At 59.5% G+C, this 25,515-nt stretch carries 34 protein-coding genes and 1 tRNA gene; all 35 read left to right on the top strand.

Annotated features, from left to right (window positions below; translation table 11 throughout):
- The first annotated feature begins 66 nt into the window (after positions 1-66).
- Complete coding sequence (gene rpmG / locus KP001_RS20580) at positions 67-219, top strand: 50S ribosomal protein L33 (RefSeq protein WP_183350942.1); 153 nt, start codon at positions 67-69, stop codon at positions 217-219.
- A 42-nt stretch (positions 220-261) separates the two neighbouring features.
- Positions 262-338 (top strand) — tRNA-Trp (locus tag KP001_RS20585).
- A gap of 34 nt (positions 339-372) precedes the next feature.
- Positions 373-558 carry a preprotein translocase subunit SecE gene (gene secE / locus KP001_RS20590; RefSeq protein WP_183350944.1) on the top strand — a complete coding sequence of 62 codons (186 nt, stop codon included), beginning with the start codon at positions 373-375 and terminating at the stop codon, positions 556-558.
- A 12-nt stretch (positions 559-570) separates the two neighbouring features.
- The gene (gene nusG, locus KP001_RS20595) at positions 571-1,098 is read left to right on the top strand and encodes a transcription termination/antitermination protein NusG (RefSeq protein WP_183350946.1); all 528 of its coding nucleotides are present in this window, start codon (positions 571-573) and stop codon (positions 1,096-1,098) included.
- Positions 1,099-1,162: 64 nt separating this feature from the next.
- Positions 1,163-1,585: a 50S ribosomal protein L11 gene (rplK, locus tag KP001_RS20600; RefSeq protein ID WP_183350948.1), complete on the top strand. Its 423-nt coding sequence runs from the start codon at positions 1,163-1,165 to the stop codon at positions 1,583-1,585.
- Positions 1,586-1,607: 22 nt separating this feature from the next.
- Positions 1,608-2,309, top strand: coding sequence for a 50S ribosomal protein L1 (gene rplA, locus KP001_RS20605; RefSeq protein ID WP_217287375.1), 702 nt, complete (start codon positions 1,608-1,610; stop codon positions 2,307-2,309).
- A 184-nt stretch (positions 2,310-2,493) separates the two neighbouring features.
- Positions 2,494-3,015: a 50S ribosomal protein L10 gene (rplJ, locus tag KP001_RS20610; protein ID WP_199390448.1), complete on the top strand. Its 522-nt coding sequence runs from the start codon at positions 2,494-2,496 to the stop codon at positions 3,013-3,015.
- Positions 3,016-3,075: 60 nt separating this feature from the next.
- Positions 3,076-3,456, top strand: coding sequence for a 50S ribosomal protein L7/L12 (gene rplL / locus KP001_RS20615; protein ID WP_217287376.1), 381 nt, complete (start codon positions 3,076-3,078; stop codon positions 3,454-3,456).
- A 162-nt stretch (positions 3,457-3,618) separates the two neighbouring features.
- Entirely contained in the window at positions 3,619-7,734 is a 4,116-nt protein-coding gene (gene rpoB, locus KP001_RS20620; protein ID WP_217287377.1) for a DNA-directed RNA polymerase subunit beta, read from the top strand.
- Positions 7,735-7,853: 119 nt separating this feature from the next.
- Entirely contained in the window at positions 7,854-11,999 is a 4,146-nt protein-coding gene (gene rpoC, locus KP001_RS20625) for a DNA-directed RNA polymerase subunit beta' (RefSeq protein ID WP_217287378.1), read from the top strand.
- A 158-nt stretch (positions 12,000-12,157) separates the two neighbouring features.
- On the top strand, positions 12,158-12,529 hold the full coding sequence (gene rpsL / locus KP001_RS20630) for a 30S ribosomal protein S12 (protein ID WP_015719175.1): 372 nt from the start codon (positions 12,158-12,160) through the stop codon (positions 12,527-12,529).
- A gap of 52 nt (positions 12,530-12,581) precedes the next feature.
- Positions 12,582-13,052: a 30S ribosomal protein S7 gene (gene rpsG, locus KP001_RS20635; RefSeq protein ID WP_129128342.1), complete on the top strand. Its 471-nt coding sequence runs from the start codon at positions 12,582-12,584 to the stop codon at positions 13,050-13,052.
- A gap of 50 nt (positions 13,053-13,102) precedes the next feature.
- Positions 13,103-15,181, top strand: coding sequence for an elongation factor G (gene fusA, locus KP001_RS20640; RefSeq protein WP_217287379.1), 2,079 nt, complete (start codon positions 13,103-13,105; stop codon positions 15,179-15,181).
- 34 nt (positions 15,182-15,215) lie between these two features.
- Positions 15,216-16,406 carry an elongation factor Tu gene (gene tuf, locus KP001_RS20645; RefSeq protein ID WP_217287374.1) on the top strand — a complete coding sequence of 397 codons (1,191 nt, stop codon included), beginning with the start codon at positions 15,216-15,218 and terminating at the stop codon, positions 16,404-16,406.
- Positions 16,407-16,516: 110 nt separating this feature from the next.
- Positions 16,517-16,825 carry a 30S ribosomal protein S10 gene (gene rpsJ, locus KP001_RS20650; protein WP_012529365.1) on the top strand — a complete coding sequence of 103 codons (309 nt, stop codon included), beginning with the start codon at positions 16,517-16,519 and terminating at the stop codon, positions 16,823-16,825.
- Positions 16,826-16,846: 21 nt separating this feature from the next.
- Positions 16,847-17,482, top strand: coding sequence for a 50S ribosomal protein L3 (rplC, locus tag KP001_RS20655; protein WP_217287380.1), 636 nt, complete (start codon positions 16,847-16,849; stop codon positions 17,480-17,482).
- Positions 17,483-17,500: 18 nt separating this feature from the next.
- Complete coding sequence (gene rplD, locus KP001_RS20660; protein WP_217287381.1) at positions 17,501-18,124, top strand: 50S ribosomal protein L4; 624 nt, start codon at positions 17,501-17,503, stop codon at positions 18,122-18,124.
- Entirely contained in the window at positions 18,121-18,405 is a 285-nt protein-coding gene (locus KP001_RS20665; protein ID WP_183350967.1) for a 50S ribosomal protein L23, read from the top strand. Before rplD ends, KP001_RS20665 begins: the two co-directional genes overlap by 4 nt.
- Positions 18,406-18,427: 22 nt before the next feature.
- Complete coding sequence (gene rplB / locus KP001_RS20670) at positions 18,428-19,252, top strand: 50S ribosomal protein L2 (RefSeq protein ID WP_217287382.1); 825 nt, start codon at positions 18,428-18,430, stop codon at positions 19,250-19,252.
- A 26-nt stretch (positions 19,253-19,278) separates the two neighbouring features.
- Complete coding sequence (rpsS, locus tag KP001_RS20675) at positions 19,279-19,560, top strand: 30S ribosomal protein S19 (protein WP_129128539.1); 282 nt, start codon at positions 19,279-19,281, stop codon at positions 19,558-19,560.
- A 20-nt stretch (positions 19,561-19,580) separates the two neighbouring features.
- The gene (gene rplV, locus KP001_RS20680) at positions 19,581-19,916 is read left to right on the top strand and encodes a 50S ribosomal protein L22 (RefSeq protein WP_012529371.1); all 336 of its coding nucleotides are present in this window, start codon (positions 19,581-19,583) and stop codon (positions 19,914-19,916) included.
- Positions 19,917-19,937: 21 nt separating this feature from the next.
- Complete coding sequence (gene rpsC / locus KP001_RS20685) at positions 19,938-20,573, top strand: 30S ribosomal protein S3 (protein WP_012529372.1); 636 nt, start codon at positions 19,938-19,940, stop codon at positions 20,571-20,573.
- An 18-nt stretch (positions 20,574-20,591) separates the two neighbouring features.
- Positions 20,592-21,014, top strand: a complete 423-nt coding sequence (rplP, locus tag KP001_RS20690) for a 50S ribosomal protein L16 (RefSeq protein WP_183350971.1) — start codon at positions 20,592-20,594, stop codon at positions 21,012-21,014.
- Positions 21,004-21,192 carry a 50S ribosomal protein L29 gene (gene rpmC, locus KP001_RS20695; protein WP_217287383.1) on the top strand — a complete coding sequence of 63 codons (189 nt, stop codon included), beginning with the start codon at positions 21,004-21,006 and terminating at the stop codon, positions 21,190-21,192. Before rplP ends, rpmC begins: the two co-directional genes overlap by 11 nt.
- 9 nt (positions 21,193-21,201) lie before the next feature.
- On the top strand, positions 21,202-21,459 hold the full coding sequence (gene rpsQ, locus KP001_RS20700) for a 30S ribosomal protein S17 (RefSeq protein WP_136516423.1): 258 nt from the start codon (positions 21,202-21,204) through the stop codon (positions 21,457-21,459).
- A gap of 21 nt (positions 21,460-21,480) precedes the next feature.
- Positions 21,481-21,849, top strand: coding sequence for a 50S ribosomal protein L14 (rplN, locus tag KP001_RS20705; RefSeq protein ID WP_012529376.1), 369 nt, complete (start codon positions 21,481-21,483; stop codon positions 21,847-21,849).
- A gap of 22 nt (positions 21,850-21,871) precedes the next feature.
- On the top strand, positions 21,872-22,198 hold the full coding sequence (gene rplX, locus KP001_RS20710; protein WP_183350978.1) for a 50S ribosomal protein L24: 327 nt from the start codon (positions 21,872-21,874) through the stop codon (positions 22,196-22,198).
- A gap of 14 nt (positions 22,199-22,212) precedes the next feature.
- Positions 22,213-22,752, top strand: coding sequence for a 50S ribosomal protein L5 (gene rplE / locus KP001_RS20715; RefSeq protein WP_216512496.1), 540 nt, complete (start codon positions 22,213-22,215; stop codon positions 22,750-22,752).
- 21 nt (positions 22,753-22,773) lie between these two features.
- Positions 22,774-22,956, top strand: coding sequence for a type Z 30S ribosomal protein S14 (locus KP001_RS20720; protein WP_217287384.1), 183 nt, complete (start codon positions 22,774-22,776; stop codon positions 22,954-22,956).
- Between the two features lie 35 nt (positions 22,957-22,991).
- Complete coding sequence (gene rpsH / locus KP001_RS20725; RefSeq protein ID WP_217287385.1) at positions 22,992-23,390, top strand: 30S ribosomal protein S8; 399 nt, start codon at positions 22,992-22,994, stop codon at positions 23,388-23,390.
- A gap of 25 nt (positions 23,391-23,415) precedes the next feature.
- Positions 23,416-23,958, top strand: coding sequence for a 50S ribosomal protein L6 (gene rplF, locus KP001_RS20730; RefSeq protein WP_217287386.1), 543 nt, complete (start codon positions 23,416-23,418; stop codon positions 23,956-23,958).
- Between the two features lie 21 nt (positions 23,959-23,979).
- Positions 23,980-24,348: a 50S ribosomal protein L18 gene (gene rplR, locus KP001_RS20735; protein WP_183350988.1), complete on the top strand. Its 369-nt coding sequence runs from the start codon at positions 23,980-23,982 to the stop codon at positions 24,346-24,348.
- Positions 24,349-24,369: 21 nt separating this feature from the next.
- Positions 24,370-24,858: a 30S ribosomal protein S5 gene (rpsE, locus tag KP001_RS20740; protein ID WP_217287387.1), complete on the top strand. Its 489-nt coding sequence runs from the start codon at positions 24,370-24,372 to the stop codon at positions 24,856-24,858.
- Positions 24,859-24,875: 17 nt separating this feature from the next.
- Positions 24,876-25,052, top strand: a complete 177-nt coding sequence (rpmD, locus tag KP001_RS20745; RefSeq protein WP_199390454.1) for a 50S ribosomal protein L30 — start codon at positions 24,876-24,878, stop codon at positions 25,050-25,052.
- 21 nt (positions 25,053-25,073) lie between these two features.
- The gene (gene rplO / locus KP001_RS20750) at positions 25,074-25,514 is read left to right on the top strand and encodes a 50S ribosomal protein L15 (protein ID WP_217287388.1); all 441 of its coding nucleotides are present in this window, start codon (positions 25,074-25,076) and stop codon (positions 25,512-25,514) included.
- Position 25,515 lies beyond the last annotated feature (1 nt).

A 25,515-nucleotide genomic window follows, 5' to 3' on the forward strand; every position in this document is an offset into this window, starting at 1 on the left:
ACTGACGGTTTCTTTGAGTTCCGGAAGGATCGGGACGCGAAAATAGTTTGAAAAGGACGAAAGAAAATGCCTAGAGACATCATCACCCTTGGGTGCACCGAGTGCAAACAGCGTAACTATACCACCACGAAGAACAAGAAGAATACGCCCCAGAAGCTGGAGTTCAACAAGTACTGCCGCTTCTGCCAGAAGCACACGCCGCACAAGGAAACCAAATAGTTCGATTTGGGGTTCCCGGAACTGTCCGGGAACCCCCGCCGCAGGCCAGTAGCTCTAACGGCTAGAGCACCGGTCTCCAAAACCGGGTGTTGGGGGTTCGAATCCCTCCTGGCCTGCCATTTTTTTTTATCTTCACGAAGTGAGGAGTGACAAGTGCTCGCGAAAGCCAAGACTTTTTTTGAGGATGTACAGGCGGAGCTCGCCAAGGTGACTTGGCCGACTCGCAAAGAGACCTTCTCTACTGCTCAGGTAGTTGTCGTCATCATCGTGATCATCTCACTTTACCTTGGCGTCTGCGACGTGGTCCTTACTAAGCTCATCAAGTCGATTATCCGCTAGAGGACTCATCAAATGGCACACAAATGGTACGGCGTACATACCTACTCCGGCTTTGAGAACAAGGTGCGGCTCTCGCTTGCAGAGCGCATCAAGAATCTCGAGATGGAGGAGTTCTTCGGCGAGATCCTGATCCCGTGCGAAACCGTCGTCGAACTTAAGAAGGGGGAGAAGAAGACTTCTTCCAGGAAGTTCTTCCCCGGATACATCCTGGTGAACATGGAACTGAACGACGACACCTGGCACGTGGTCAAGGAGACCGCGAAAGTGACCGGGTTCGTCGGTGGCAATAATCCCTTCCCGATCCCGGACGACGAAGTCAACAAGATCACCAAGAGGATGGAAGAGGGTGCCGAAAAGCCCCGTCCCAAGGTCCTCTTCGAAGTGGGCGAGACGGTCAGGGTCATCGACGGTCCCTTCCTCAACTTCTCGGGTGTGGTCGAGGACGTCAAGCCGGACAAGGGGAAACTCAAGGTCATGGTAAGCATCTTCGGGCGCGCGACCCCGGTCGAGCTCGAATTCATGCAGGTAGAAAAGCAGTAGGGACAACCTCCTGTTACCGATAGAAGCTTCAGGCAGTTCGAAGGAATGAAAAAGGAGTAGGAAAATGGCGAAAAAGATCACCGGTTACATAAAGCTGCAGGTACCCGCAGGGAAGGCAAACCCGTCTCCTCCGATCGGTCCCGCACTCGGTCAGCACGGCGTCAACATCATGGAGTTCTGCAAGGCCTTCAACGCGAAGACCCAGGCGGACGAAGGGACCATCACCCCGGTCGTGATCACTGTCTACGCCGACAGGTCCTTCACCTTCATCACCAAGACTCCGCCGGCTCCGGTTCTCATCAAGAAAGCTCTCGGTCTGCAGAGCGGTTCCGCTACCCCCAACAAGACCAAGGTTGGCAAGCTGACCAAGGAGCAGGTGCGCGAGATCGCAACGAAGAAGATGCCCGACCTCAATGCCGCGAGCCTTGAGGCTGCCATGAAGACCATCGAAGGTACCGCGCGCAGCATGGGCGTTGAAATAGCTTAAGTTAAAGAGAGGGTTATCAGAAATGTCTATGTCAAAGAAGCTTAAAGAGGCTCGCGCCAAGGTCGACAGGACCAAAACCTATCCCCTGACCGACGGCCTTGAGCTCGTCAAGGGCGCGGCTTATGCGAAGTTCGACGAGACTGTCGACCTGGTGGTGAAGCTGGGCGTCGACCCGCGTCACGCCGACCAGATGGTCCGCGGCGCCGTCGTGCTCCCGAACGGCCTGGGCAAGGACGTGCGCGTCCTGGTCTTCGCCAAGGGCGAGAAGGAGAAGGAGGCCCGCGAGGCCGGTGCCGATTTCGTCGGTGCCGACGACCTGGTCGCCAAGATCCAGGAAGGGTGGTTCGAGTTCGACACCGCCATCGCCACACCGGACATGATGGGCGTGGTCGGTAAGATCGGTAAGCTCCTCGGGCCCCGCGGCCTGATGCCGAACCCGAAAGTCGGCACCGTGACCTTCGACCTGGCCCGCGCCATCAAGGAGTCCAAGTCCGGCAAGGTCGAGTTCCGTGTCGAGAAGGCCGGCATCGTGCACGCGCCGGTCGGCAAGGTCTCCTTCAGCGCCGAGACCCTGAGGCAGAACGTGGTCGCCCTGGTGGAAGCCCTCCAGAAGGCGAAGCCGGCTGCAGCAAAGGGCACCTACATGAAGAAGGTTGCCGTGTCCTCCACCATGGGCCCGGGCGTCACCATCGATCTCGCTGACATCAGCGCGATCTTGAAATAAAGAGCAGCAAAAAGCAGTAAAGCCAAAGTCAAAGACAGTGGGTGTGCCAGTAGCATCGTCGGCGCTTAAACGCCTCCGGGCGGCCAACCGAGACTTGCAGATGTTGCGCGAAAATGCATGTTCCGCAACTTCCTGACTTTGGCGGGGTTCCGTACCCGTATACCAAAAGAAAGGAGGAAGGCGCTTGAATAAGGAAAACAAGCAAGAACTTGTTGCCGAAATGCACGACAAGCTCCTCAAGGCCCAGGCGGTATTTCTCGCGGATTTCCGCGGGATGAACGTCGGCCAGGCGACCGAGCTCAGAAACGAGCTCAGGAAAGCCAACGCGGAGTACAAGGTCGTCAAGAACACCCTGCTTGAGATCGCTTCCAAAGGGACCGACAAGGAAGGTCTGTCGCAGTACTACGCAGGCCCCACCGCCATCGCCCTTTGCTACGACGATCCCGTCGCGGCGGCCAAGGTGCTGTCCCGCTTCAACAAGGAAAACACCAACCCGTTTACCTTGAAAGCTGGCGTGCTCACCGGCAAGACCATCAACGTGGCTGAGATCCAGGCTCTGGCAGACCTGCCGAGCCGCGAAGTGCTTATCGCCAAGATGCTGGGCAGCATGCAGGCACCGGCAAGCAACTTCGTACGCGTTCTCGCGGCTGTCCCGGGCGGTTTCGTACGCGCGCTGGAACAGATCAGGATCCAGAAGGCTGCCTAGTCGTAGTCGCCGACAATTTTCGCTTTAAACATCTAACAATATTCTCTGGAGGAATAAGAAATGGCTATCACCAAAGAAGAAGTAATCAGCTTCATCGAAAACATGTCCGTCCTCGAACTTGCCGGCCTCGTGAAAGAGCTCGAAGAGAAGTTCGGCGTTTCCGCAGCAGCTCCGGTTGCTGTGGCTGCTGCTGGCCCGGCTGCTGGCCCGGCTGAAGCTGCTGAAGAGAAGACCGAGTTCGACGTCATCCTGAAGTCCGCTGGCGCCAACAAGATCGGCGTCATCAAGGTCGTCCGCGGCCTGACCTCCCTGGGCCTCAAAGAAGCCAAGGACCTGGTCGACGGCGCTCCGCAGCCGGTCAAGACTGGCATCTCCAAAGAAGAAGCTGCCGACGCACAGAAGCAGCTGGTCGAGGCAGGCGCAGAAGTGGAAGTTAAGTAAGCTGTTCTGCACCGATCTTTACCAAAGCCAAGGTCGCTTTTTGCGGCCTTGGCTGTTCTATTTTAGTTTGAGGCCGCTTCACCCCGCAGCCACGTCCGACCAGAACAGCAGGAAATTCAAGGGGGTGGAGGTCTTCCAAGGCGTTCACCACAAGGAGAAGATATGGCTTATTCAATCGCGAATAACCCCCTGTTGCGCAAGAACTTCGCCAAGATCCACAAGATCATCGACATACCGAACCTCATCGACATCCAGAAAAATTCCTACAAGAGATTCCTCCAGCTCGACACTCCCGTAGACGCACGCAAGAACTCCGGCCTGGAAGCCGTGTTCAGAAGCGTGTTCCCGATCAGGGACTTCAGCGACACCGCTTCGCTTGAGTACGTTTCGTATTCGCTGGGCGCGCCGAAGTACGACGTGGAGGAGTGCCACCAGAGGGGGATGACCTTTGCCGCGCCAATGAAGGTGAAGGTCCGGCTGGTAGTGTGGGATGTGGCGAAGGACCCCGGTACCAGATCGATCCGCGACATCAAGGAGCAGGAGGTTTATTTCGGCGAAATCCCGCTGATGACCGACAACGGGACCTTTATCATAAACGGCACCGAGCGCGTTATCGTGAGCCAGCTGCACCGCTCCCCGGGCGTGTTCTACGACCACGACAAGGGCAAGACCCACTCCAGTGGCAAGGTGCTCTACTCGGCCCGCGTGATCCCGTACCGCGGTTCGTGGCTTGACTTTGAATTTGACCATAAAGACATCCTTTATGTTCGCATAGACAGGCGTCGCAAGATGCCGGCCACAGTCCTTCTGAAGGCCCTTGGCTACTCCAATGACGCGCTGATCAACTACTTCTACAAGTCCGAGGAAGTGAAGGTCGGCGAGAACGGCGCCATGACCAAACTCGTGGATGCCGAGCTCCTCTCCAACCAGAAGGCGACCGCGGACATCGTGGACCCGGGCACCCAGGAGGTCATCCTCAAGGCGAACCGCAAGTTCACGAAGGCCGCCCTGCGCAAGATGGCGGAGCATGGCATCAAGGAGATCCCGATCTCCGAGGAGGAAGTGGTCGGCAAGGTCGCTTCCCACGACATCTACGATCCCGCCACCGGCGAGATCGTGGTCGAGTGCAACGAGGAGATCACCCAGGCGAAGCTCGAGGAGATGACTCAGAAGGGGATCACCTCCTTCCAGGTTCTCTTCATCGACAACCTGCACGTCACCTCCAGCTTCCGCGACACCATCCTGATCGACAAGATCGGCTCCACCGACGAGGCGCTGATCGAGATCTACCGCCGTCTGCGTCCGGGCGATCCGCCGACCCTGAAGAGCGCGCTGGTTCTCTTCGAGAACCTGTTCTTCAACGCGGAGCGCTACGACCTCTCCGCCGTCGGCCGCCTGAAGCTCAACTACAAGCTGGGCGTGGACGTGCCGCTTGACTGCATGACGCTCACCCGCGAGGACATCCTCGAGGTAGTGCGTTACCTGATCGAGCTGAAAAACGGCAAGGGGAACATCGACGACATCGACCACCTGGGCAACCGCCGCGTGCGCGCCGTGGGTGAGCTTCTCGAGAACCAGTACCGCATCGGCCTGGTCAGGATGGAGCGCGCCATCAAGGAGCGCATGAGCCTGCAGGAAGTCGAGAACCTGATGCCGCACGACCTGATCAACTCCAAGCCGGTCTCGGCCGTGGTGAAGGAGTTCTTCGGTTCCTCGCAGCTCTCCCAGTTCATGGACCAGACCAACCCGCTCTCCGAGGTCACCCACAAGCGCCGTCTCTCGGCTCTTGGACCGGGCGGTCTTACCCGCGAGCGCGCCGGCTTCGAGGTCCGCGACGTACACCCGACCCACTACGGCCGCGTCTGCCCGATCGAGACCCCTGAGGGGCCGAACATCGGTCTGATCGCGTCGCTCTCCACCTACGCGCGCATCAACGAGCACGGCTTCGTCGAGACGCCGTACCGCGTGGTCAAGGAAGGGAAGGTGACCGACGAGGTCCGCTTCTTCTCCGCGCTCGAGGAGGAAGGCCACGCCATCGCGCAGGCCAACGCCGAGATGGATGAGACCGGCCGCTTCATGGCCGATTACATCTCCGCCAGGAAGTCCGGCGAGTTCGTGCTGGTCGGCCGCGACGAGCTGGAACTCATGGACGTCGCCCCGATGCAGCTGGTCTCGGTCGCGGCCTCGCTGATCCCGTTCCTCGAGAACGACGACGCGAACCGCGCACTCATGGGTTCCAACATGCAGCGCCAGGCGGTACCTCTGCTGCGCGCAGACTCCCCGCTGGTCGGCACCGGCATGGAGCGCGTCGTGGCCCGCGATTCCGGGGTTTCCGCGGTCGCCCGCCACAACGGCGTGGTCGAGAGCGTCGACGCCTCCAGGATCGTCGTGAAGATCGACGAGGACCAGTACGACGCCACCGGCACCGGTGTCGACATCTACAACCTGATCAAGTTCGCCCGTTCCAACCAGAACACCTGCATCAACCAGAGGCCGGTGGTGAAGGTGGGCGACCATGTCAAGGCCGGCGACATCATTGCTGACGGCCCCTCCACCGACATGGGCGAGCTGGCTCTGGGCCAGAACGTGCTGATCGCGTTCATGCCGTGGGGCGGCTACAACTACGAGGACTCCATCCTCATCTCGGAGCGCCTGGTAAAAGACGACCGCTACACCTCGATCCACATCGAGGAGTTCGAGGCCGTGGCCCGCGACACCAAGCTCGGCAAGGAAGAGATCACCTCCGACATCCCGAACCTCGGCGAGGAGACCCTCAAGGACCTCGACGAGTCGGGCATCATCAGGATCGGCGCCGAGGTTCGTCCGGGCGACATCCTGGTCGGTAAGATCACCCCGAAAGGCGAGACCCAGCTCTCTCCGGAAGAGAAGCTCCTCAGGGCTATCTTCGGCGAGAAGGCCGGCGACGTGCGCGACACTTCGCTTCGCGTTCCGCCGGGGGTCGAGGGCACCGTCATCGGCGCCAAGATCTTCTCCAGGAAGGGTGCCGACAAGGACGCCCGTACCGAGATCATCGAGAAAGCCGAAGAGCAGCGCCTGCGCAAAGACGAGCAGGACGAGATCCGCATCATCCGCGACTCGGCCATCGGCAAGCTGAAAAAACTCCTGGTGGGCAAGACCGCCGCCGTGAAGATAGAGGGTACCGACGGCAAGGTGCTGATCCCGAAAGGGGCAGCCATCACCGAGGAGATGCTGAAGTCGTTCTCCATGGACCGCTGGGACGAGATCTCCATCGCCGATGATGATACCATCGACGAGAAAGTGGCCCAGACCCTGTCCACGCTGAACCAGCAGATCGACATCATCAAGTACGTCTTCGACGACAAGGTGCAGAAGCTGCGTCGCGGCGACGACCTGCCGCCGGGCGTCATCAAGATGGTCAAGGTCTACATCGCCATCAAGCGTAAGCTCCAGGTGGGCGATAAGATGGCAGGCCGTCACGGTAACAAGGGCGTCGTTTCCAGGATCCTCCCGGAAGAGGATATGCCGTACATGGAAGACGGTCGTCCGGTTGAGATCGTGCTCAACCCGCTTGGCGTACCTTCCCGTATGAACGTGGGGCAGATCCTTGAGATGCACCTCGGCTGGGGCGCCAAGGGGCTTGGCTGGAAGATCGAAGAGTTCCTCGAGAAGAACGCCCCACACGACGAGATCAAGAGGTTCCTGAAGGGCGCGTACGACAACCCGGAAATGGACCGCTTCCTCGACACCCTGGAGGGGGAGGAGCTTCTCAACGTAGCACGGCGCCTCAAGCGCGGCATCCCGATGTCGTCGCCGGTCTTCGAGGGGGCGAGCGAGGAGTCGATCCAGTCCATGCTGACCCACGCGGGCTTCAGCACCACCGGCCAGGTCACCCTGTACGACGGCAAGAGCGGCGACAAGTTCATGCACCAGGTAACCGTCGGGATCATGTACTTCCTGAAGCTGCACCACCTGGTCGACGACAAGATCCACGCCAGGAGCATCGGTCCCTACTCCCTGGTCACCCAGCAGCCGCTGGGCGGCAAGGCGCAGTTCGGTGGCCAGCGACTCGGGGAGATGGAGGTCTGGGCGATGGAGGCCTACGGCGCCGCGTACGCGCTGCAGGAGTTCCTTACCGTCAAGTCCGACGACGTGGCCGGGCGCACCAGGATGTACGAGGCCATCGTCAAAGGGAAGCACACCCTGGAGCCGGGCCTGCCCGAGTCGTTCAACGTCCTCATCAAGGAACTGCAGTCCCTTGGTCTCGACGTGGAGCTCCTGGAAGGCGACGAGGACTAGGACATTGTTTTTTCTGACCGGTCCGACTAGTCTGACTAGTCCGGCCGGTCAGAGTCCGACTGCCCGATGCGCCGCTTAACACCGATAACGTAACTCCTACCGCTAAGGAGGAAAATACTTTGGAAGATATTTTCAATTTTTTCGATAAGCCGAAAGATCCGCTCCACTTCTCGTCCATCAAGATCTCGATCTCCTCGCCGGACAAGATCCGCGAGCGCTCCTTCGGGGAAGTGAAGAAGCCGGAAACCATCAACTACCGCACCTTCAAGCCGGAGCGCGATGGCCTCTTCTGCGCCAAGATCTTCGGACCGACCAAGGACTACGAGTGCAACTGCGGCAAGTACAAGCGCATGAAGCACCGCGGTATCGTCTGCGAGAAGTGCGGCGTCGAGGTCATCCCGTCCAAGGTGCGCCGCGAGCGCCTGGGTCACATCGACCTGGCCACCCCGGTGGCGCACATCTGGTTCCTCAAGTCCCTGCCGTCCCGTATCGGCAACCTGATGGACATCACCCTGAAGGACCTCGAGAAGGTACTCTACTTCGAGGCCTACGTGGTGACCGACCCGAAGGAAACCGGCATGCCGTTCGGCACCGTGCTCTCCGAGGACCAGTACCAGAAGGCCCTCGAGGAGTACAACTACGGCTTCGAGGCCGGCATGGGCGCGGCGGCAATCCGCACCTGCCTCACCTCGATGGACCTGGACCAGCTCTCCGAGCAGCTTCGTATCGAGATGCAGGAGGCAACCTCCGAGGCCAAGCGCAAGAAGACCGCCAAGCGCCTCAAGGTCATCGAGGCCTTCAAGAACTCGGGCAACAAGCCGGAGTGGATGATCCTCGAGTGCATACCGGTGCTGCCGCCGGAACTGCGCCCGCTGGTGCCGCTCGACGGCGGCCGCTTCGCTACGAGCGACCTCAACGACCTGTACCGTCGCGTCATCAACCGCAACAACCGCTTGAAGCGCCTGATGGAACTGCAGGCCCCCGAGGTCATCATCAGGAACGAGAAGCGCATGCTGCAGGAGGCGGTCGACGCGCTGTTCGACAACGGCCGCCGCGGACGCGCCATCGCCGGCCCCAACAAGCGTCCGCTCAAGTCGCTCTCCGACATGCTCAAAGGCAAGTCGGGCCGCTTCCGCCAGAACCTTCTCGGTAAGCGTGTCGACTACTCCGGCCGTTCCGTTATCGTCGTCGGTCCGGAGCTGCGCCTGCACCAGTGCGGTCTGCCCAAGAAGATGGCCCTCGAACTCTTCAAGCCGTTCATCTACAACAAGCTCGAGGAGCGCGGCTTCGTCACCACCATCAAGAGCGCCAAGAAGATGGTGGAGAAGGAGAAGCCGGAAGTCTGGGACGTGCTCGAGGAGGTCATCAAGGAGCACCCGGTGCTGCTGAACCGCGCCCCGACCCTGCACCGCCTCGGCATCCAGGCCTTCGAGCCGGTACTCATCGAGGGCAAGGCGATCCAGCTCCACCCGCTGGTCTGCACCGCCTTTAACGCCGACTTCGACGGTGACCAGATGGCAGTCCACCTCCCCCTCTCGGTTGAGAGCCAGGTGGAGGCGCGCGTCCTCATGATGTCGACCAACAACATCCTGTCGCCGGCGCACGGCAAGCCGATCATCGTGCCGAGCCAGGACATGGTCCTCGGCATCTACTACATGACCCGCGAGAAGCACTTCGCGCAGGGCGAAGGGAAGATCTTCGCCTCCCCCGACGAGGTGTCCATCGCCTGGGACGCGGCCGAGGTGCACCTCCAGGCCCGCATCAAGGTCAGGATGAAAAACCTCGTTACCGACGAGAAGCCGGCCATCATCGAGACCACCGTCGGGCGCGTCCTGCTGCGCGAGATCCTGCCCGACCTGGTGCCGTTCTCGGCGGTCAACAAGGTCATGACCAAGAAGGAGCTCTCCAACCTGGTCGACACCTGCTACCGTCTGGCCGGCAACAAGGAAACCGTCATCCTCGCCGACAAGCTGAAGTCGATCGGCTTCCGCTACGCGGCGAAGGCGGGTATCTCCATCTCCATCAACGACATGGTGATCCCGGAAGGTAAACCGGCCATCATCAACCGCGCCACCGAAGAGGTGCAGGAGATCCAGAACCAGTACACCGAGGGCCTCATCACCGACGGCGAGCGCTACAACAAGGTTATCGACATCTGGGCGAAATCGACCGAGGACATCGCGAAAGAGATGCTGGACAACCTCTCCCGCGATACCATCACCGATCCGCAGGGGAACGAAGTGAAGGTGCCGTCCTTCAACGCGATCCACATGATGGCCGACTCCGGCGCAAGGGGTAGCGCCCAGCAGATCCGCCAGCTGGCGGGGATGAGGGGACTCATGGCCAAGCCGTCCGGCGAGATCATCGAGACCCCGATCACCGCGAACTTCCGCGAAGGCCTCACCGTGCTCCAGTACTTCATCTCCACCCACGGTGCACGTAAGGGTCTGGCCGATACCGCGCTCAAGACGGCGAACTCCGGTTACCTCACCCGCCGTCTGGTCGACGTCGCCCAGGACGCCATCATCACCGAGGAGGATTGCGGCACCATCGACGGCCTGACCGTCTCCTCCCTCACCGAGGGTGGCGAGGTCATCGAGCACATCGGCGACCGTATCCTCGGCCGTGTGGCCCTGGACGACATCCTCGACCCGGTCACCGGTGACGTGCTGGTGGCGGCGAACCAGGAGATCGACGAGACCCTGGTGTCCAGGATCGAGGCCGCCGGTCTCGAGAAGGTCAAGATCCGCTCGGTGCTCACCTGCGAGAGCCGTCGCGGCATCTGCGCCAAGTGCTACGGTCGTGACCTGGCGCGCGGCCACCTGGTGAACCGCGGCGAGGCGGTCGGCGTCATCGCCGCCCAGTCCATCGGCGAGCCGGGTACCCAGCTGACCATGCGTACCTTCCACATCGGTGGTACCGCATCCCGTCGCGCCGAGCAGACCTCCATGGATGCCAGGAACGAAGGCTACGCCAAGTTCATCAACCTGCACTACGTAACCAACTCCGAAGGGCACCACATCGTTATGAACCGTAACGGTGAACTGGCCATCGTGGACGAGACCGGGCGCGAGCGCGAGAAGTACGGCATCGTCTACGGCGCCAAGATCAAGGTCAGCCCGGAAGAGAAGGTCACCCAGGGACAGTCGCTGGCCGAGTGGGACCCGTACACCATGCCGATCCTCACCGAGATCTCCGGCCGCATCAAGTTCGGGGACGTCATCGAGGGCGTCACCATGGAGGAGCAGGTCGACGAAGTCACCGGTCTCTCCAGGAAGGTCATCATCGAAACCCGCGACGCCGACAAGCGTCCGCGCATCACCATCAAGGACGAGTCCGGCAAGACCGCCAAGATCGGCGAGAGCATGGCGCGCTACTACCTGCCGGTGGGCTCCAACATCAACGCGATGGAAGACACCGTGGTCGCCGCAGGTGACGTGATCGCCAAGATCCCGCGCGAAACGACCAAGACCAAGGACATCACCGGTGGTCTGCCGCGCGTCGCCGAGCTCTTCGAGGCGAGAAAGCCGAAGGACTTCGCGGTCATCACCGAGATCGACGGCGTGGTCGCCTTCGGCAAGGACGCCAAAGGGAAGCGCAAGGTCATCGTCACCCCCGAGGTGGGCGAGCCCAAGGAATACCTCATCCCCAAAGGGAAGCACATCAGCGTCCACGAAGGGGACCATGTCCGCGCCGGCGAGGCGCTCATGGACGGCTCCTCCAACCCGCACGACATCCTGCGCGTACTGGGCCAGAAGGAACTGGCCAAGTACCTGGTCGACGAGGTCCAGGAGGTCTACCGTCTCCAGGGCGTCAAGATCAACGACAAGCACATCGAGACCATCGTACGTCAGATGCTGCGCCGCGTCAGGGTGAAGGACGTGGGCGATACCAACCTCCTGATCGACGATCAGATCGAGCGTTGGGTCTTTGAGGAAGAAAACGAGAAGGCGATGGACAAAGGCGGGCGTCCTGCCACGGCAGAGTCCCTGCTCCTCGGCATAACCAAGGCGTCGCTCTCGACTGAGTCATTTATTTCTGCTGCTTCCTTCCAGGAAACAACAAAAGTCTTGACACAGGCATCAATAGAAGGTAAGGTCGACAGTCTGCGTGGTCTGAAGGAAAACGTGATCATGGGCCGCCTGATCCCGGCGGGTACGGGATTGGCTCTTTACCGCAACCTGCGCATGGTTGCTGAGGAGCCAGTAATCATTCCGGAGCCAGTTGAGCCGGAAGATGAAGAGATCTACGAAGAAGAAGCCTAGTCCAGTATCCGGCCAGTGAGAGCGGGTTCCCCGCTTCACTGGCCGGCGTCTCACTTTTATCAAATAAAACTTGACAAGCACGTACGTTATTGCTATTTTCGTCGCTTCCGCGCGCGGGGTACGTCTGTGCGTGGAGAAGAAACGCGTGAGAGGAATGTATGCCAACTATTAATCAGCTTATTCGTCACGGTCGGGAGTCAAAGGGTGAAAAATCCACTGCTCCGGCACTCAGGAGCTGCCCGCAGAAGAGGGGCGTTTGCACCAGGGTTTACACCACAACCCCGAAGAAACCGAACTCCGCGCTTCGTAAAGTCGCCAGGGTCAGGCTTACCAACGGCGTCGAGGTGACCTCCTACATTCCGGGTGTTGGTCACAACCTCCAGGAACACTCCGTCGTCCTGATCAGGGGCGGCAGGGTAAAGGACCTTCCGGGTGTTCGTTACCACATCGTCCGTGGCACGCTCGACTCTGTCGGCGTCAAGGGTCGCATGAAGAGCCGTTCCAAGTACGGTGCGAAGAGGCCCAAGTAACCGTACGGTGCAGAAAGACCCAAGTAACCGATTTTAAGTGAGAGGTTAAGACATGCCAAGAAGAAGAGAAGTAGCAAAGCGGGTGATCCTCCCGGATCCGAAATACGGTGACAGGGTGGTTGCCAAGCTGATCAATATAATCATGCTGGACGGCAAGAAGTCCACCGCCGAGAAGGCTCTCTACGGTGCCCTCGAGATCGCGGCCGGCAAGGCCGGCGACGAGCCGGTCAAGGTGCTCAAGAAGTGCCTGGACAACATCAAGCCGATGCTGGAAGTCAAATCCCGCAGGGTCGGCGGCTCCACCTACCAGGTTCCGGTCGAAGTCCGTCCGGAGCGTCGCATGTCCCTGGCCATGCGCTGGCTGGTGAAGTACTCCAACGCCCGCAGCGAGAAGACCGTCACCGACAAGCTTGCGGGCGAGATCCTCGACGCCTACAACAACCGTGGTTCCGCGGTCAAGAAGCGTGAGGACACCCACAAGATGGCAGAGGCCAACCGCGCCTTCGCCCATTACCGCTGGTAGTCCGCGGCGGCACCCTTTAAGGCTTAGAAAGCAACTCGGAGGAACAGTAAGTGGCACGTCAGGTTTCGTTGGAAATGACCCGTAATATCGGGATCATGGCTCACATAGATGCAGGGAAGACCACCACCACGGAGCGTATTCTCTATTACACCGGTGTTTCCCACAAGATCGGCGAGGTCCATGACGGCGCCGCTACTATGGACTGGATGGCTCAGGAGCAGGAGCGTGGTATCACCATCACCTCCGCCGCTACCACCTGTAACTGGAAAGACCACCGTATCAACATCATCGACACCCCGGGTCACGTCGACTTCACCATCGAGGTCGAGCGTTCCCTGCGTGTTCTCGACGGCGCAGTCGCCGTTTTCTGTTCGGTGGGTGGCGTCGAGCCGCAGTCCGAGACCGTATGGCGTCAGGCCGACAAGTACCGCGTTCCGCGTATCGCGTTCATCAACAAGATGGACCGTATCGGCGCAGACTTCTTCCGCGGCATCGCCATGATCAAGGACCGTCTCAAGGCCAACCCGGTTGCCCTGCAGATCCCGATCGGTTCCGAGGAGAACTACAAGGGTCTCGTCGACCTGATCGAGATGAAAGGGATGGTCTTCAACGATGAGACCATGGGCGCCGTGTACGATGTCGTCGACATCCCGGCCGACCTCGTAGACCAGGCCAACGAGTACCGCGAGCTCCTGATCGAGGAAGTATCTTCCCACGACGACGCGCTGATGGAGAAATACCTGGGCGGCGAGGAGATCTCCAACGCCGAGCTGAAAGCGGCCATCCGCCAGGCGACCCTCGACATCAAGATCTGCCCGGTCATCTGCGGCTCCGCCTTCAAGAACAAGGGCGTGCAGCACCTGCTCGACGCGGTGCTCGACTACATGCCGGCCCCGACCGACATCCCGGCTATCCAGGGCGTCGACGCCAACACCGAGGCACCGATCGAGCGTCATGCTTCCGATACCGAGCCGTTCTCGGCCCTGGGCTTCAAGATCATGACCGACCCGTTCGTGGGGCAGCTCTGCTTCTTCCGCGTCTACTCCGGCGTGATCCAGTCCGGCTCCTACGTGTACAACGCCACCAAGGGCAAGCGCGAGAGGATCGGCCGTATTCTCAAGATGCACGCCAACAAGCGTGAAGAGATCAAGGAAGTCTACGCCGGCGACATCGCCGCCGCGGTAGGCCTCAAATACACCACCACCGGCGACACCCTGTGCGACGAGGACCACGCGGTCATCCTCGAGTCCATCGAGTTCCCGGAGCCGGTTATCTCCATCGCCATCGAGCCGAAAACCAAGGCCGACCAGGAGAAGCTGGGCCTGTCCCTCGGCAAGCTCGCTTCCGAGGACCCCTCCTTCCGCGTCAAGACCGACGAGGAAACCGGCCAGACCATCATCTCCGGCATGGGCGAATTGCACCTCGAGATCATCGTGGACCGTCTCTTCCGCGAGTTCAAGGTCGAGGCGAACGTCGGCAAGCCGCAGGTTGCTTACCGCGAGACCATCACCAAGAAGGTCAAGGCCGAAGGGAAGTTCGTACGTCAGTCCGGCGGCCGCGGTCAGTTCGGTCACGTCTGGCTCGAGATCGAGCCGCAGGAGGCCGGCAAGGGCTACGAGTTCGTCGACGCCATCAAGGGCGGCGTCGTTCCCCGCGAGTACATCCCGGCGGTCGACAAGGGTATCAAAGAGTCGCTGGACAACGGCGTTATGGCCGGCTTCCCGGTGGTTGACGTCAAGGTCACCCTGGTCGACGGTTCCTACCACGAGGTCGACTCCTCGGAGATGGCATTCAAGATCGCAGGTTCCATGGGCTTCAAAGAGGGTTGCGCAAAGGCGTCCCCGATCATCCTGGAGCCGATCATGTCGGTTGAAGTCGTGGTTCCCGAAGAGTACATGGGCGACGTCATCGGCGACCTGAACTCCCGCCGTGGCCGCATCATGGGCATGGAAGGGCGCGCAGGCGCACAGGTCGTCACCGCGATGGTGCCGCTGGCCCAGATGTTCGGTTACTCCACCGACCTGCGCTCCGCCACCCAGGGTCGTGCGACCTACTCCATGACCTTCGATCATTACGAGCCGGTACCGAAGTCGGTTGCCGAGGAAATAGTAGCGAAGGCCAAAGGCTAAATAATTCAATTTCCCTACTGAGGAGGATTCCGAAATGGCAAAAGCTAAATTTGAAAGAACTAAGCCGCACGTAAACATCGGCACCATCGGCCACGTCGACCACGGCAAGACCACCCTGACCGCAGCTATCACCAAGGTGCTCGCCGGCAAAGGCCAGGCCGAGTTCAAGGCGTTCGACCAGATCGACAACGCTCCGGAAGAGCGTGAGCGCGGCATCACCATCGCCACCGCACACGTCGAGTACGAGACCGACAAGCGTCACTACGCTCACGTCGACTGCCCGGGCCACGCCGACTACGTCAAGAACATGATCACCGGTGCTGCGCAGATGGACGGCGCGATCCTGGTTGTTTCCGCAGCTGACGGCCCGATGCCGCAGACCCGCGAGCACATCCTGCTCGCACGTCAGGTCGGCGTCCCCTACATCGTCGTGTTCCTGAACAAGGCCGACATGGTGGACGACGAGGAGCTCCTCGAGCTGGTCGAGCTGGAAGTTCGCGAACTCCTCTCCTCCTACGACTTCCCGGGCGACGATATCCCGATCATCAAGGGTTCCGCTCTGAAGGGCCTCGAGGGTGACCAGGGCGAGCTGGGCGAGCAGGCCATCATGAAGCTGATGGACGCCGTCGACGCCTACATCCCGGAGCCGCAGCGCGCCATCGACAAGCCGTTCCTCATGCCGGTCGAGGACGTGTTCTCCATCTCCGGTCGTGGTACCGTCGCCACCGGTCGTGTCGAGCGCGGCATCGTCAAGGTCGGCGAAGAGGTCGAGATCGTCGGCATCAAGGCAACCACCAAGACCACCGTTACCGGCGTCGAGATGTTCCGTAAGCTCCTCGACGAGGGTCGCGCTGGCGACAACATCGGCGCCCTGCTGCGCGGTGTGAAGCGTGAGGAGATCGAGCGTGGCCAGGTTCTCGCCAAGCCGGGCTCCATCACCCCGCACACCAAGTTCAAGGCAGAAGCCTACATCCTGTCCAAGGAAGAGGGCGGCCGTCACACCCCGTTCTTCAACGGCTACCGTCCGCAGTTCTACTTCAGGACCACCGACGTTACCGGCGTGGTTGACCTCGAGGCCGGTGTCGAGATGGTTATGCCGGGCGACAACGTCTCGGTAACCGTCAACCTGATCACCCCGATCGCAATGGACGAAGGTCTGCGCTTCGCAATCCGCGAAGGCGGCCGTACCGTCGGTGCAGGGGTCGTCGCCTCCATCATCGAATAAGAATAGAAAAACTACGGTTTTCAGGTCCGGGTTTCCGGGCGGGCACGCGAGTGTCCCTCCCGGAAATCTCCGGCTGTAAACTGAAAAACTTGTTTCATCACGAGGAAGAGATGCCTAGTCAGAAAATTAGAATTCGCTTGAAAGCATACGACCACAAGCTCCTTGATACTTCCGTTGGCGAGATCGTCGACACCGCCAAGAGGACCGGCGCACGCGTTGCCGGCCCGATTCCGCTGCCGACCGTCATCAACAAGTACTGCGTGCTGCGTGGACCGCACGTCGACAAGAAGTCGCGCGAGCAGTTCGAGATCAGGACCCACAAGCGCCTGATCGATATCCTCGAGCCGACTCAGCAGACTGTCGACGCTCTGATGAAACTCGACCTCTCCGCCGGTGTGGACGTCGAGATCAAGCTTTAATACAAGGATAGGAAGTCGACCATGAATAAGGGATTGATTGGGAAAAAGCTGGGCATGACCCAGATATTTGCCGAGGACGGCCGGCGCATCGCCGTCACCGTCGTAGAGGCTGGGCCGTGCGTCGTCCTCCAGAAGAAGACCGTTGAGAAGGACGGCTACAGCGCCATCCAGGTCGGTTACGGTGCGAAGGAGGCCTCCAGGGCCAACGCGGCCCAGGTGGGTCACTGCAAGAGCGCCGGCGCCGGCGTGTTCACTCACTACCGCGAGCTGCGCATGGACAACACCGAAGCCTACAACGTGGGCGACGTGATCGAGGCCGGCGTGTTCGCCGAGGGCGACCTGGTCGACGTGACCGGCACCTCCATCGGTAAGGGCTTTGCCGGCGTCATCAAGCGCTGGGGCTTCAAAGGCGGCCGGTCGAGCCACGGCTCCCGTTTCCACCGCGCCCCGGGCTCCATCGGCTGCTCCGCGACCCCGTCCAGGGTGTTCAAGAACAAGAAGATGCCGGGCCAGCTCGGTAACGAGAAGGTGACCGTGCAGCGCCTGAAGGTAGTGCGCGTGGACGCTGCTGACAATCTGATTCTGCTCGGTGGAGCGATCCCCGGTTCCGCTAACGGCGTGGTCCTGATCAAGGACTCCGTCAAGGCGACGAGATAACGGGGGCTGGAGATAGACATGGCAAAGTTAGACGTATTTGACATCAAAAAAGCAAAGGTCGGTGAGATCGAAGTCTCCGACGCCGTCTTCAACGACGACGTGCGCGAGTACCTGATCCACGAGGCCGTCAAGATCCAGCTCGCTAACCGCAGGCAGGGCACCGTCGCCGTGAAGAACCGCTCTGCGGTTTCCGGCTCCGGCAAGAAGCCCTTCAAGCAGAAGGGTACCGGTCAGGCCCGTCAGGGTTGCAGCCGCGCTCCCCAGTACCCGGGCGGCGGTGTTGCCTTCGGTCCGCAGCCGAAGACCTACAACCTCTCCATGAACAAGAAGGCGAGGAAGGCCGCTCTCAGAAGCGCACTCTCCATGCTCTATAAGAAAGAGGCGATCACTGTACTGAATAGCTTTGAGCTTCCTTCGATCAAGACAAAGGCATTTGTAGAGGTACTAAATGCTTTTAACCTTGACAAGACGCTCGTTATCACAGATACTGCGAATCTTGTTTTGGAGCTTTCCGCCCGCAATGTGAAAAACGTCAAAGTGCTGGGTCCCGAAGGTCTCAACATTTTCGACATCATGAAATACCAGAGCGTCGTCTTTACCGAGGCCGCCGTTCGTCGTGTTGAAGGAGCATTACAGTCATGAACATCTATGACGTCATAAAGAAACCGCTCATCACTGAGAAGACCACGGTAGAGAAGGACGACAAGAACGTCATCGCTTTCGTGGTGAACGGCGCCGCCAACAAGATCGAGATCAAGGCCGCCGTCGAGCAGCTCTTCAACGCGCAGGTTGCAGCCGTTAACACCGTCAACGTGGCCGGCAAGACCAAGCGCACCGCGAGGGGCATCGGCAAGCGTTCTAACTGGAAGAAAGCGTACGTGACCCTGAAAGAGGGCTCCAACGTCGACTTCTTCGAAGCATAAAAATTCTGTGGGGATTTAGATAATGGCTATCAAAACTTACAAACCTACTTCTCCGGGTAGAAGGGCGCAGACCTGCTCGACCTTCGAGGAGATCACTGCCTGCAAACCTGAGAAATCTCTTGTTGAGAACCTCAAGAAGAGCGGCGGCAGGAACTCGAACGGCCGCGTTACTTCCAGGAACGTCGGTGGCGGCCACAAGCAGAAGTACAGGATCATCGACTTCCGCCGCGACAAGACCGACATCCCGGCCAGGGTTGCCACCATCGAGTACGATCCGTGCCGCAGCGCGCGCATCGCGCTCCTCAACTACGCCGACGGCGAGAAGCGCTACATCCTGGCTCCGCTCTCCCTGAAAGTGGGCGACACCGTTATCTCCAGCGAGCAGGCTGACATCAAGCCGGGCAACGCGCTCCCCATCAGGTGCATCCCGCTGGGTACCATCATCCACAACATCGAGCTGAAGATCGGCAAGGGGGCCCAGTTGGCCCGTTCCGCCGGCACCTTCGCCCAGCTCATGTCCAAGGAAGGTAAGTACGCCCAGGTGAAGCTCCCCTCCTCGGAAGTCCGCATGATCCTTATGGACTGCAAGGCTACCATCGGCCAGGTGGGCAACGTGGATCACGAGAACGTCTCCATCGGCAAGGCTGGCCGCTCCCGCTGGCTCGGCGTGCGCCCCCACGTGAGGGGTGTTGCGATGAACCCGGTCGACCACCCGCACGGCGGTGGCGAGGGCAGGACCTCCGGTGGCCGTCACCCGGTAACCCCGTGGGGTATCCCGACCAAGGGCTACAAGACGCGCACCAACAAGCGGTCCACCGCCTTCATCGTGAAGAAGCGCAGCAAATAACTCATCTGGATAGAGGATTTTAAAAGATGGCAAGATCTATAAAGAAGGGGCCTTTCGTTGACGCACATCTGGAAGCGAAAGCCCAGGCAGAACAGGCCGGCAGCAAGAAGGTGATCAAGACCTGGTCGCGTCGTTCGACCATCACCCCGGACTTCATCGGGCTCACCTTCGCGGTGCACAACGGCAAGAAGTTCATCCCTGTGTTCGTCACTGAGAACATGGTCGGCCACAAGATGGGCGAGTTCTCACCTACCAGAACCTTCTACGGCCACGCTGCTGACAAGAAGAGCAAGCTCAAGAAGAAGTAAGGTCCTAAAGGAGTTTTGTAATGGAATCATCCGCTAAATTATCCTCTGTCCGCCTCTCCCCGAGGAAAACACGCCTGGTCGTGGACCTCGTCAGGGGCAAGGGCATTCAGACTGCGCTGAACACCCTGCGTTTCTCGCCGCAACCGTCGGCGAAGCTTATCTCGAAGCTCCTTTCCTCGGCCGTTGCCAACGCCGAGCAGAAGGGGTGCTCCGATGTGGACAAGCTCTTCGTCAAGACGATTTTCGTCGACGGCGGCGCAGTGCTTAAGCGCTTCACCCCCCGCGCCATGGGCCGGGCTAGCAAGATCAGAAAACCGACGAGCCACATTACCGTGGTCCTTGCGGAAAAGAAATAAGAACGGGTCGGAGGTGATGTTTTGGGTCAGAAAGTAAATCCTATAGGTTTCAGGCTCGGGGTTATTAAAACCTGGGATTCCAAATGGTACGCGGAAAAAGATTATGCGAAGCTTCTTCACGAAGACTTGAAGCTGCGCAATTTCCTTAAAAAAAGGCTGTATCATTCCGGCGTCTCCAAGATCGAGATCGAGCGCGCTGCGGGCAAGGCGAAGATCAACATCTTCACCGCTCGTCCGGGCCTCATCATCGGTAAGAAGGGCTCCGAGGTCGAGACCTTGAAGAAGGAGCTGGCCAAGCTCACCGACAAAGAGGTCTACCTTAACATACAGGAAGTCAGGAAGCCGGAGCTGGACGCGCAGCTCGTAGCCGAGAACGTGGCCATGCAGCTCGAGCGCCGCATCGCTTTCAGGCGCGCCATGAAGAAGAGCGTCACCTCGACGCTCAAGTTCGGCGCCAAGGGGATCAGGATCACCTGCTCCGGCCGCCTGGGTGGGGCAGAGATGTCGAGGACCGAATGGTACCGCGAAGGTCGGGTGCCGCTGCACACGCTGCGCGCCGACATCGACTACGGTTTCGCCGAGGCGAAGACCACCTACGGTATCATCGGCGTAAAAGTGCTCCTCTTCAAGGGTGAAGTGCTCTCCGCTAAAAAATAGGAACAGGAGTTTTTTGCGATGTTAATGCCCAAGAAAGTTAAGCATAGAAAACAGATGAAAGGGCGCATGACCGGCACCCCGGAGCGCGGCGTATCGCTCGCTTTCGGTGACTTCGGTCTGCAGGCAACCGAGTGCGGCTGGCTGGATTCCCGCCAGATCGAGGCCGCCCGTATCGCCATGACCCGCTATATCAAGAGGGGCGGCAAGATCTGGATCCGCATCTTCCCCGACAAGCCGCTCACCGCTAAACCCGCCGAGACTCGTATGGGTAAGGGGAAAGGCTCCCCGGACTCCTGGGTCTGCGTCATCAAGCCTGGCCGCGTCCTTTATGAAATGGAAGGGGTCACCGAGGAAGTGGCGCGCGAGGCATTCCGGCTTGCGGCGCACAAGCTCCCCGTAGCCACCAAGTACATCACGAGGGCGGAAATCAATGAAGGCTAACGAACTTAAAAACGCGACGGCAGCAGAGCTTGAGACCAAGGGCGCCGAGCTTACCAAGGAACTCTTCAACGTGAAGTTTCAGCTTCACACCGGGCGTCTTGAGAACACCGCCAAGGTGGCCAACCTCAGAAAAGACATCGCCCGCGTGAAGACCATACTCCGCGAAAAGAGAGGCTAAGAGATAGATATGAGCGAAAGAGGCAACAGGAAAACTCAGATCGGCGTGGTCGTCTCGGACAAGATGGACAAGACCGCAGTGGTTAAGGTCGACCGCCTGGTGAAGCACCCCGTCTACAACAAATACATCAAGCGCTCCGCCAAGTACAAGGCGCACGACATCGACAACTCCGCCAAGATCGGCGACCGTGTTGTTATCGTGGAAACCCGTCCCCTTTCCAAGGACAAGCGCTGGAAGATCAGACAGATTATCGAGTCCAAGGCTTAAGGGCTCGCCGGGAGTTAAACAATGATTCAGATGCAGACACTATTGGACGTGGCGGACAACTCCGGCGCGAAGAAGCTCTTTTGCATTAAAGTGCTCGGCGGCTCCAAGCGCCGTTACGCCGGGATTGGCGACATCATCGTCGCTTCCGTCAAGGAAGCTCTCCCCAATTCGAAGGTGAAGAAGGGCGACGTGGTGAAGGCTGTCGTGGTGCGTACCGCCAAGGCTGTGGGGCGTCCGGACGGCTCCTACATCCGTTTCGACACCAACTCCGGCGTGGTCATCAACAACGCCAAGGAGCCGGTCGGCACTCGTATCTTCGGGCCGGTCGCCAGGGAACTTCGCGCCAAGAAGTTCATGAAGATCATATCCCTCGCCCCCGAGGTACTTTAAGACTAGATCCTGGAGAATAGAGATGCTGGGCAAAAAATTACATGTAAAGAAAAACGATACCGTCGTTATCACCACGGGTAAGGATCGTTCCAAGAGCGGCAAGGTGCTCTCCATCCATCCGAAGAAGGACGGCGTGATCGTCGAGGGGATCAACGTGGTGAAGCGCCACGTGAAGCCCCGCGGTTCCGAGCAGGGGGGCATCCTGGAGAAGGAGGCACCGGTGCACATTTCCAACGTGATGCTGCTCTGCGGGAAGTGCAACAAGCCTGTTAGGACCAGGACCACCGTTCTGGAAGACGGAAAAAAGGCGCGCTGCTGTGTCAAATGCGGCGAGTCCTTTGACAAATAGTTTTGGAGGATTCAATGGCACGGCTGGCTGAGCTTTACAATAAAGACATGGTCCCGCAACTGATGAAGGACCATAACTACAAGAACATCATGGAAGTCCCCAAGCTCGTGAAAATCGTGCTGAACATGGGTCTTGGCGAGGCGATCCAGAACGTCAAGATCCTGGATTCGGCCGCCGAGGAACTGGGCGCCATCGCGGGGCAGAAACCCGTGATCACCAAGGCGAAGAAGTCCATCGCGGGCTTCAAGCTGCGCCAGGGCATGCCTATCGGCTGCTCCGTTACCCTGCGTCGCGAGAAGATGTACGAGTTCCTCGACCGCCTGATCAGCGTCTCGCTGCCGCGCGTGCGTGACTTCAAGGGGATCAACGGCAAGGGCTTCGACGGCAAGGGTAACTACTCCCTGGGCATCAAGGAGCAGCTGATCTTCCCCGAGATCGACTACGACAAGGTCGACAAGATCAAGGGACTCAACATCACGATCGTGACCACGGCAAAGACCGACGCTGAGGGCAAGGCGCTTCTCAAGCTCATGGGCCTGCCGTTCAGGAACTAATACAGGGTTTGGAGGAATTCCGTGGCTAAGACATCTATGATCATAAAAGCTCAGAGGGCCAAGTACAAGGTACGTGAGCGTAACCGCTGCAACGTCTGCGGTCGCCCGAGAGCATACTACCGGAAATTTGAAATGTGCAGGATCTGCCTGAGGAAGTTCGCTAACTCCGGCCAGATTCCCGGTGTGATAAAGTCCAGTTGGTAAAAAGATTCCGATTTAGGAAAGAGGAGTAGTTTCATATGTGCATGACAGATCCAGTTGCCGACATGCTGACCAGAATCAGGAACGCTGGTATGGCAAAACACCAGAAAGTTGACATCCCTTCGTCGAACCTCAAGGTGAGCCTCGCCACGGTGCTGCGCACCGAGGGCTTCATCAAGAACTTCAAGGTTATCGCCGACGACAAGCAGGGGATTCTGCGGGTATACCTCAAGTTCATCGATGAGAAGGAGCCGGTCATCAACGAGATCAAGAGGATCAGCAAGCCGGGCGGCCGGGTCTATGTCCACTCCGACAAGATCAAGCAGGTGAAAAACGGACTGGGCGTCGCCATCCTCTCGACTTCCAAGGGGCTGGTAACCGACAAGACCGCGCGCGAGCTGGGCATCGGCGGCGAAGTCCTTTGCACGGTCTGGTAGTCATTTTCGCTTTAAGGAGCTTTGCATGTCTAGAATAGGAAAACTTCCCATCGCGATCCCTGCGGGGGTGAAAGTCATATACAGCGCGCCCGAGATCAAGGTGGAGGGTCCGAAAGGGAAACTCTCCCGCGTTCTCGTCGGCGACGCCGTCGCCATCGACGTGACCGGCGAGGCCATTACCGTGACCCGCAAGGATGACACCATCAAGTCCCGTGCGGCCCATGGCCTGACCAGGACCCTGATCAACAACATGGTCATCGGTGTCTCCAAGGGGTTCGAGACCCTGCTCGAGATCAACGGCGTCGGTTACCGCGCCGAGGTGAAAGGCAACGTGCTGAACCTGGCCCTTGGTTATTCCCACCCGATCAACTTCGAACTTCCGGCCGGGATCACGGTCGAGGTGGACAAGATGACCAAGCTGAAGGTGCTGGGGATCGACAAGGAGCTGGTGGGGCAGACCGCCGCCAAGATCCGCGATTTCCGTGGTCCGGAGCCCTACAAGGGCAAGGGTATCAAGTACGCTGACGAAACCATTCTGAGAAAAGCCGGCAAAACCGGCAAAAAATAGCAATTGCTAAGGAGAAGTGCCTTGAGTTCTTTAGCCCAAAAACAGGTAGCTCGTCTTAAGAGACAGACCAGGGTCAGGAAGAAAATCACCGGTTCGCCGGCACGCCCGAGACTGAACGTCTTCAAGAGTGCTCGTCACATATACGCTCAGCTGATCGACGATACCACTGGTGCGACGCTCGCCTCCGCCTCCACCCTGGTGGGCGAGGTAGCCGAAGGGCTTTCGTACACCGGCAACATCGAGGCAGCCGCCAAGGTTGGCGCCGCCATCGCCAAGAAGGCCCTGGAGAAGGACATCAAAGCGGTCGTCTTCGACCGTAACGGTTTCCTCTACCACGGTAGGATCAAAGCTCTGGCTGAAGCCGCACGCGAAAACGGTCTGTCCTTCTAGGGCAGGTAAGGAGGAATTAGTTTGCTTAAGATCAATGCCAGTGAAATGAATCTTACCGATAGGGTCGTCCATATCAGCCGCGTCGCCAAGGTGGTCAAGGGCGGGCGCAGGTTCAGCTTCTCCGCCCTCGTGGTGGTCGGCGACGGTAACGGCGTGGTAGGCTACGGCCTGGGCAAGGCCAACGAGGTTCCCGAGGCGATCCGCAAGGGCGTCGAGCAGGCGAAGAAGAACCTGATCAGGGTTCCCATCGTTGCCGGCCAGACCATCCCGTTCGAGATCCTCGGCCACTTCGGCGCAGGCAAGGTGCTCATGATGCCCGCCTCCGCCGGTACCGGCGTCATCGCCGGCGGTGCCGCCCGCGCGGTATTCGAGTCCGCGGGCCTGCACAACATCCTCGCCAAATGCCTGGGCTCCAACAACCCGCACAACGTGGTCAAGGCCGCATTCGCCGGGCTTGCCCAGCTGAAGACTGCGGAAGAGCTGATGGCGCGCCGCGGCATCACCGAATAGTACTTAAGGAGCTGAATATGTCTGAACTGAAGGTTACGCTCGTCAAGAGCTCCATCGGTCAATGCGAGAAAATGAAGGGGCGCCTGCTCGGCATGGGGCTCACCAAGCGTGAGAAGACCGTGGTCCTGAAGGATACCCCGGAAGTCCGTGGGATGATCGCCAAGGTCGCCCACCTGGTACGCGTCGAAGAGTAATTCCCCCTAAAGGTGACAATCATGCAATTGAATACCATCAAACCGGCCATCGGGTCGACCAAGAATAGAAAGCGCATCGGCAGGGGCACGGGCTCCGGTCACGGCAAGACCGCGACCAAGGGTCACAAGGGCCAGAAGGCACGCTCCGGCGGCTCCGTGAAGCCCGGCTTTGAAGGCGGCCAGATGCCGATGCACAGAAGGCTTCCCAAGCGCGGCTTCACCCCGCTCACCAAGAAGGAGTACGCACTGGTCAACCTGTGCCAGCTCGAGATCTTCGAGGCGGGCAGCGTGGTGGACGCTGAGGCGCTCCTGAAGAGCGGCCTGATCTCCGGCATCCGCGACGGCATCAAGGTGCTGGGCACCGGCGAACTGACCCGCGCCCTGACCATCAAGGCTCACAAATTCAGCGCCTCCGCCCGCGAAAAAGTCACTGCGGCAGGTGGGTCCATCGAGGAGATCTAGT

It is taken from the genome of Geomonas subterranea, assembly GCF_019063845.1.
GTDB classification, from domain to species: Bacteria; Desulfobacterota; Desulfuromonadia; order Geobacterales; family Geobacteraceae; genus Geomonas; species Geomonas subterranea.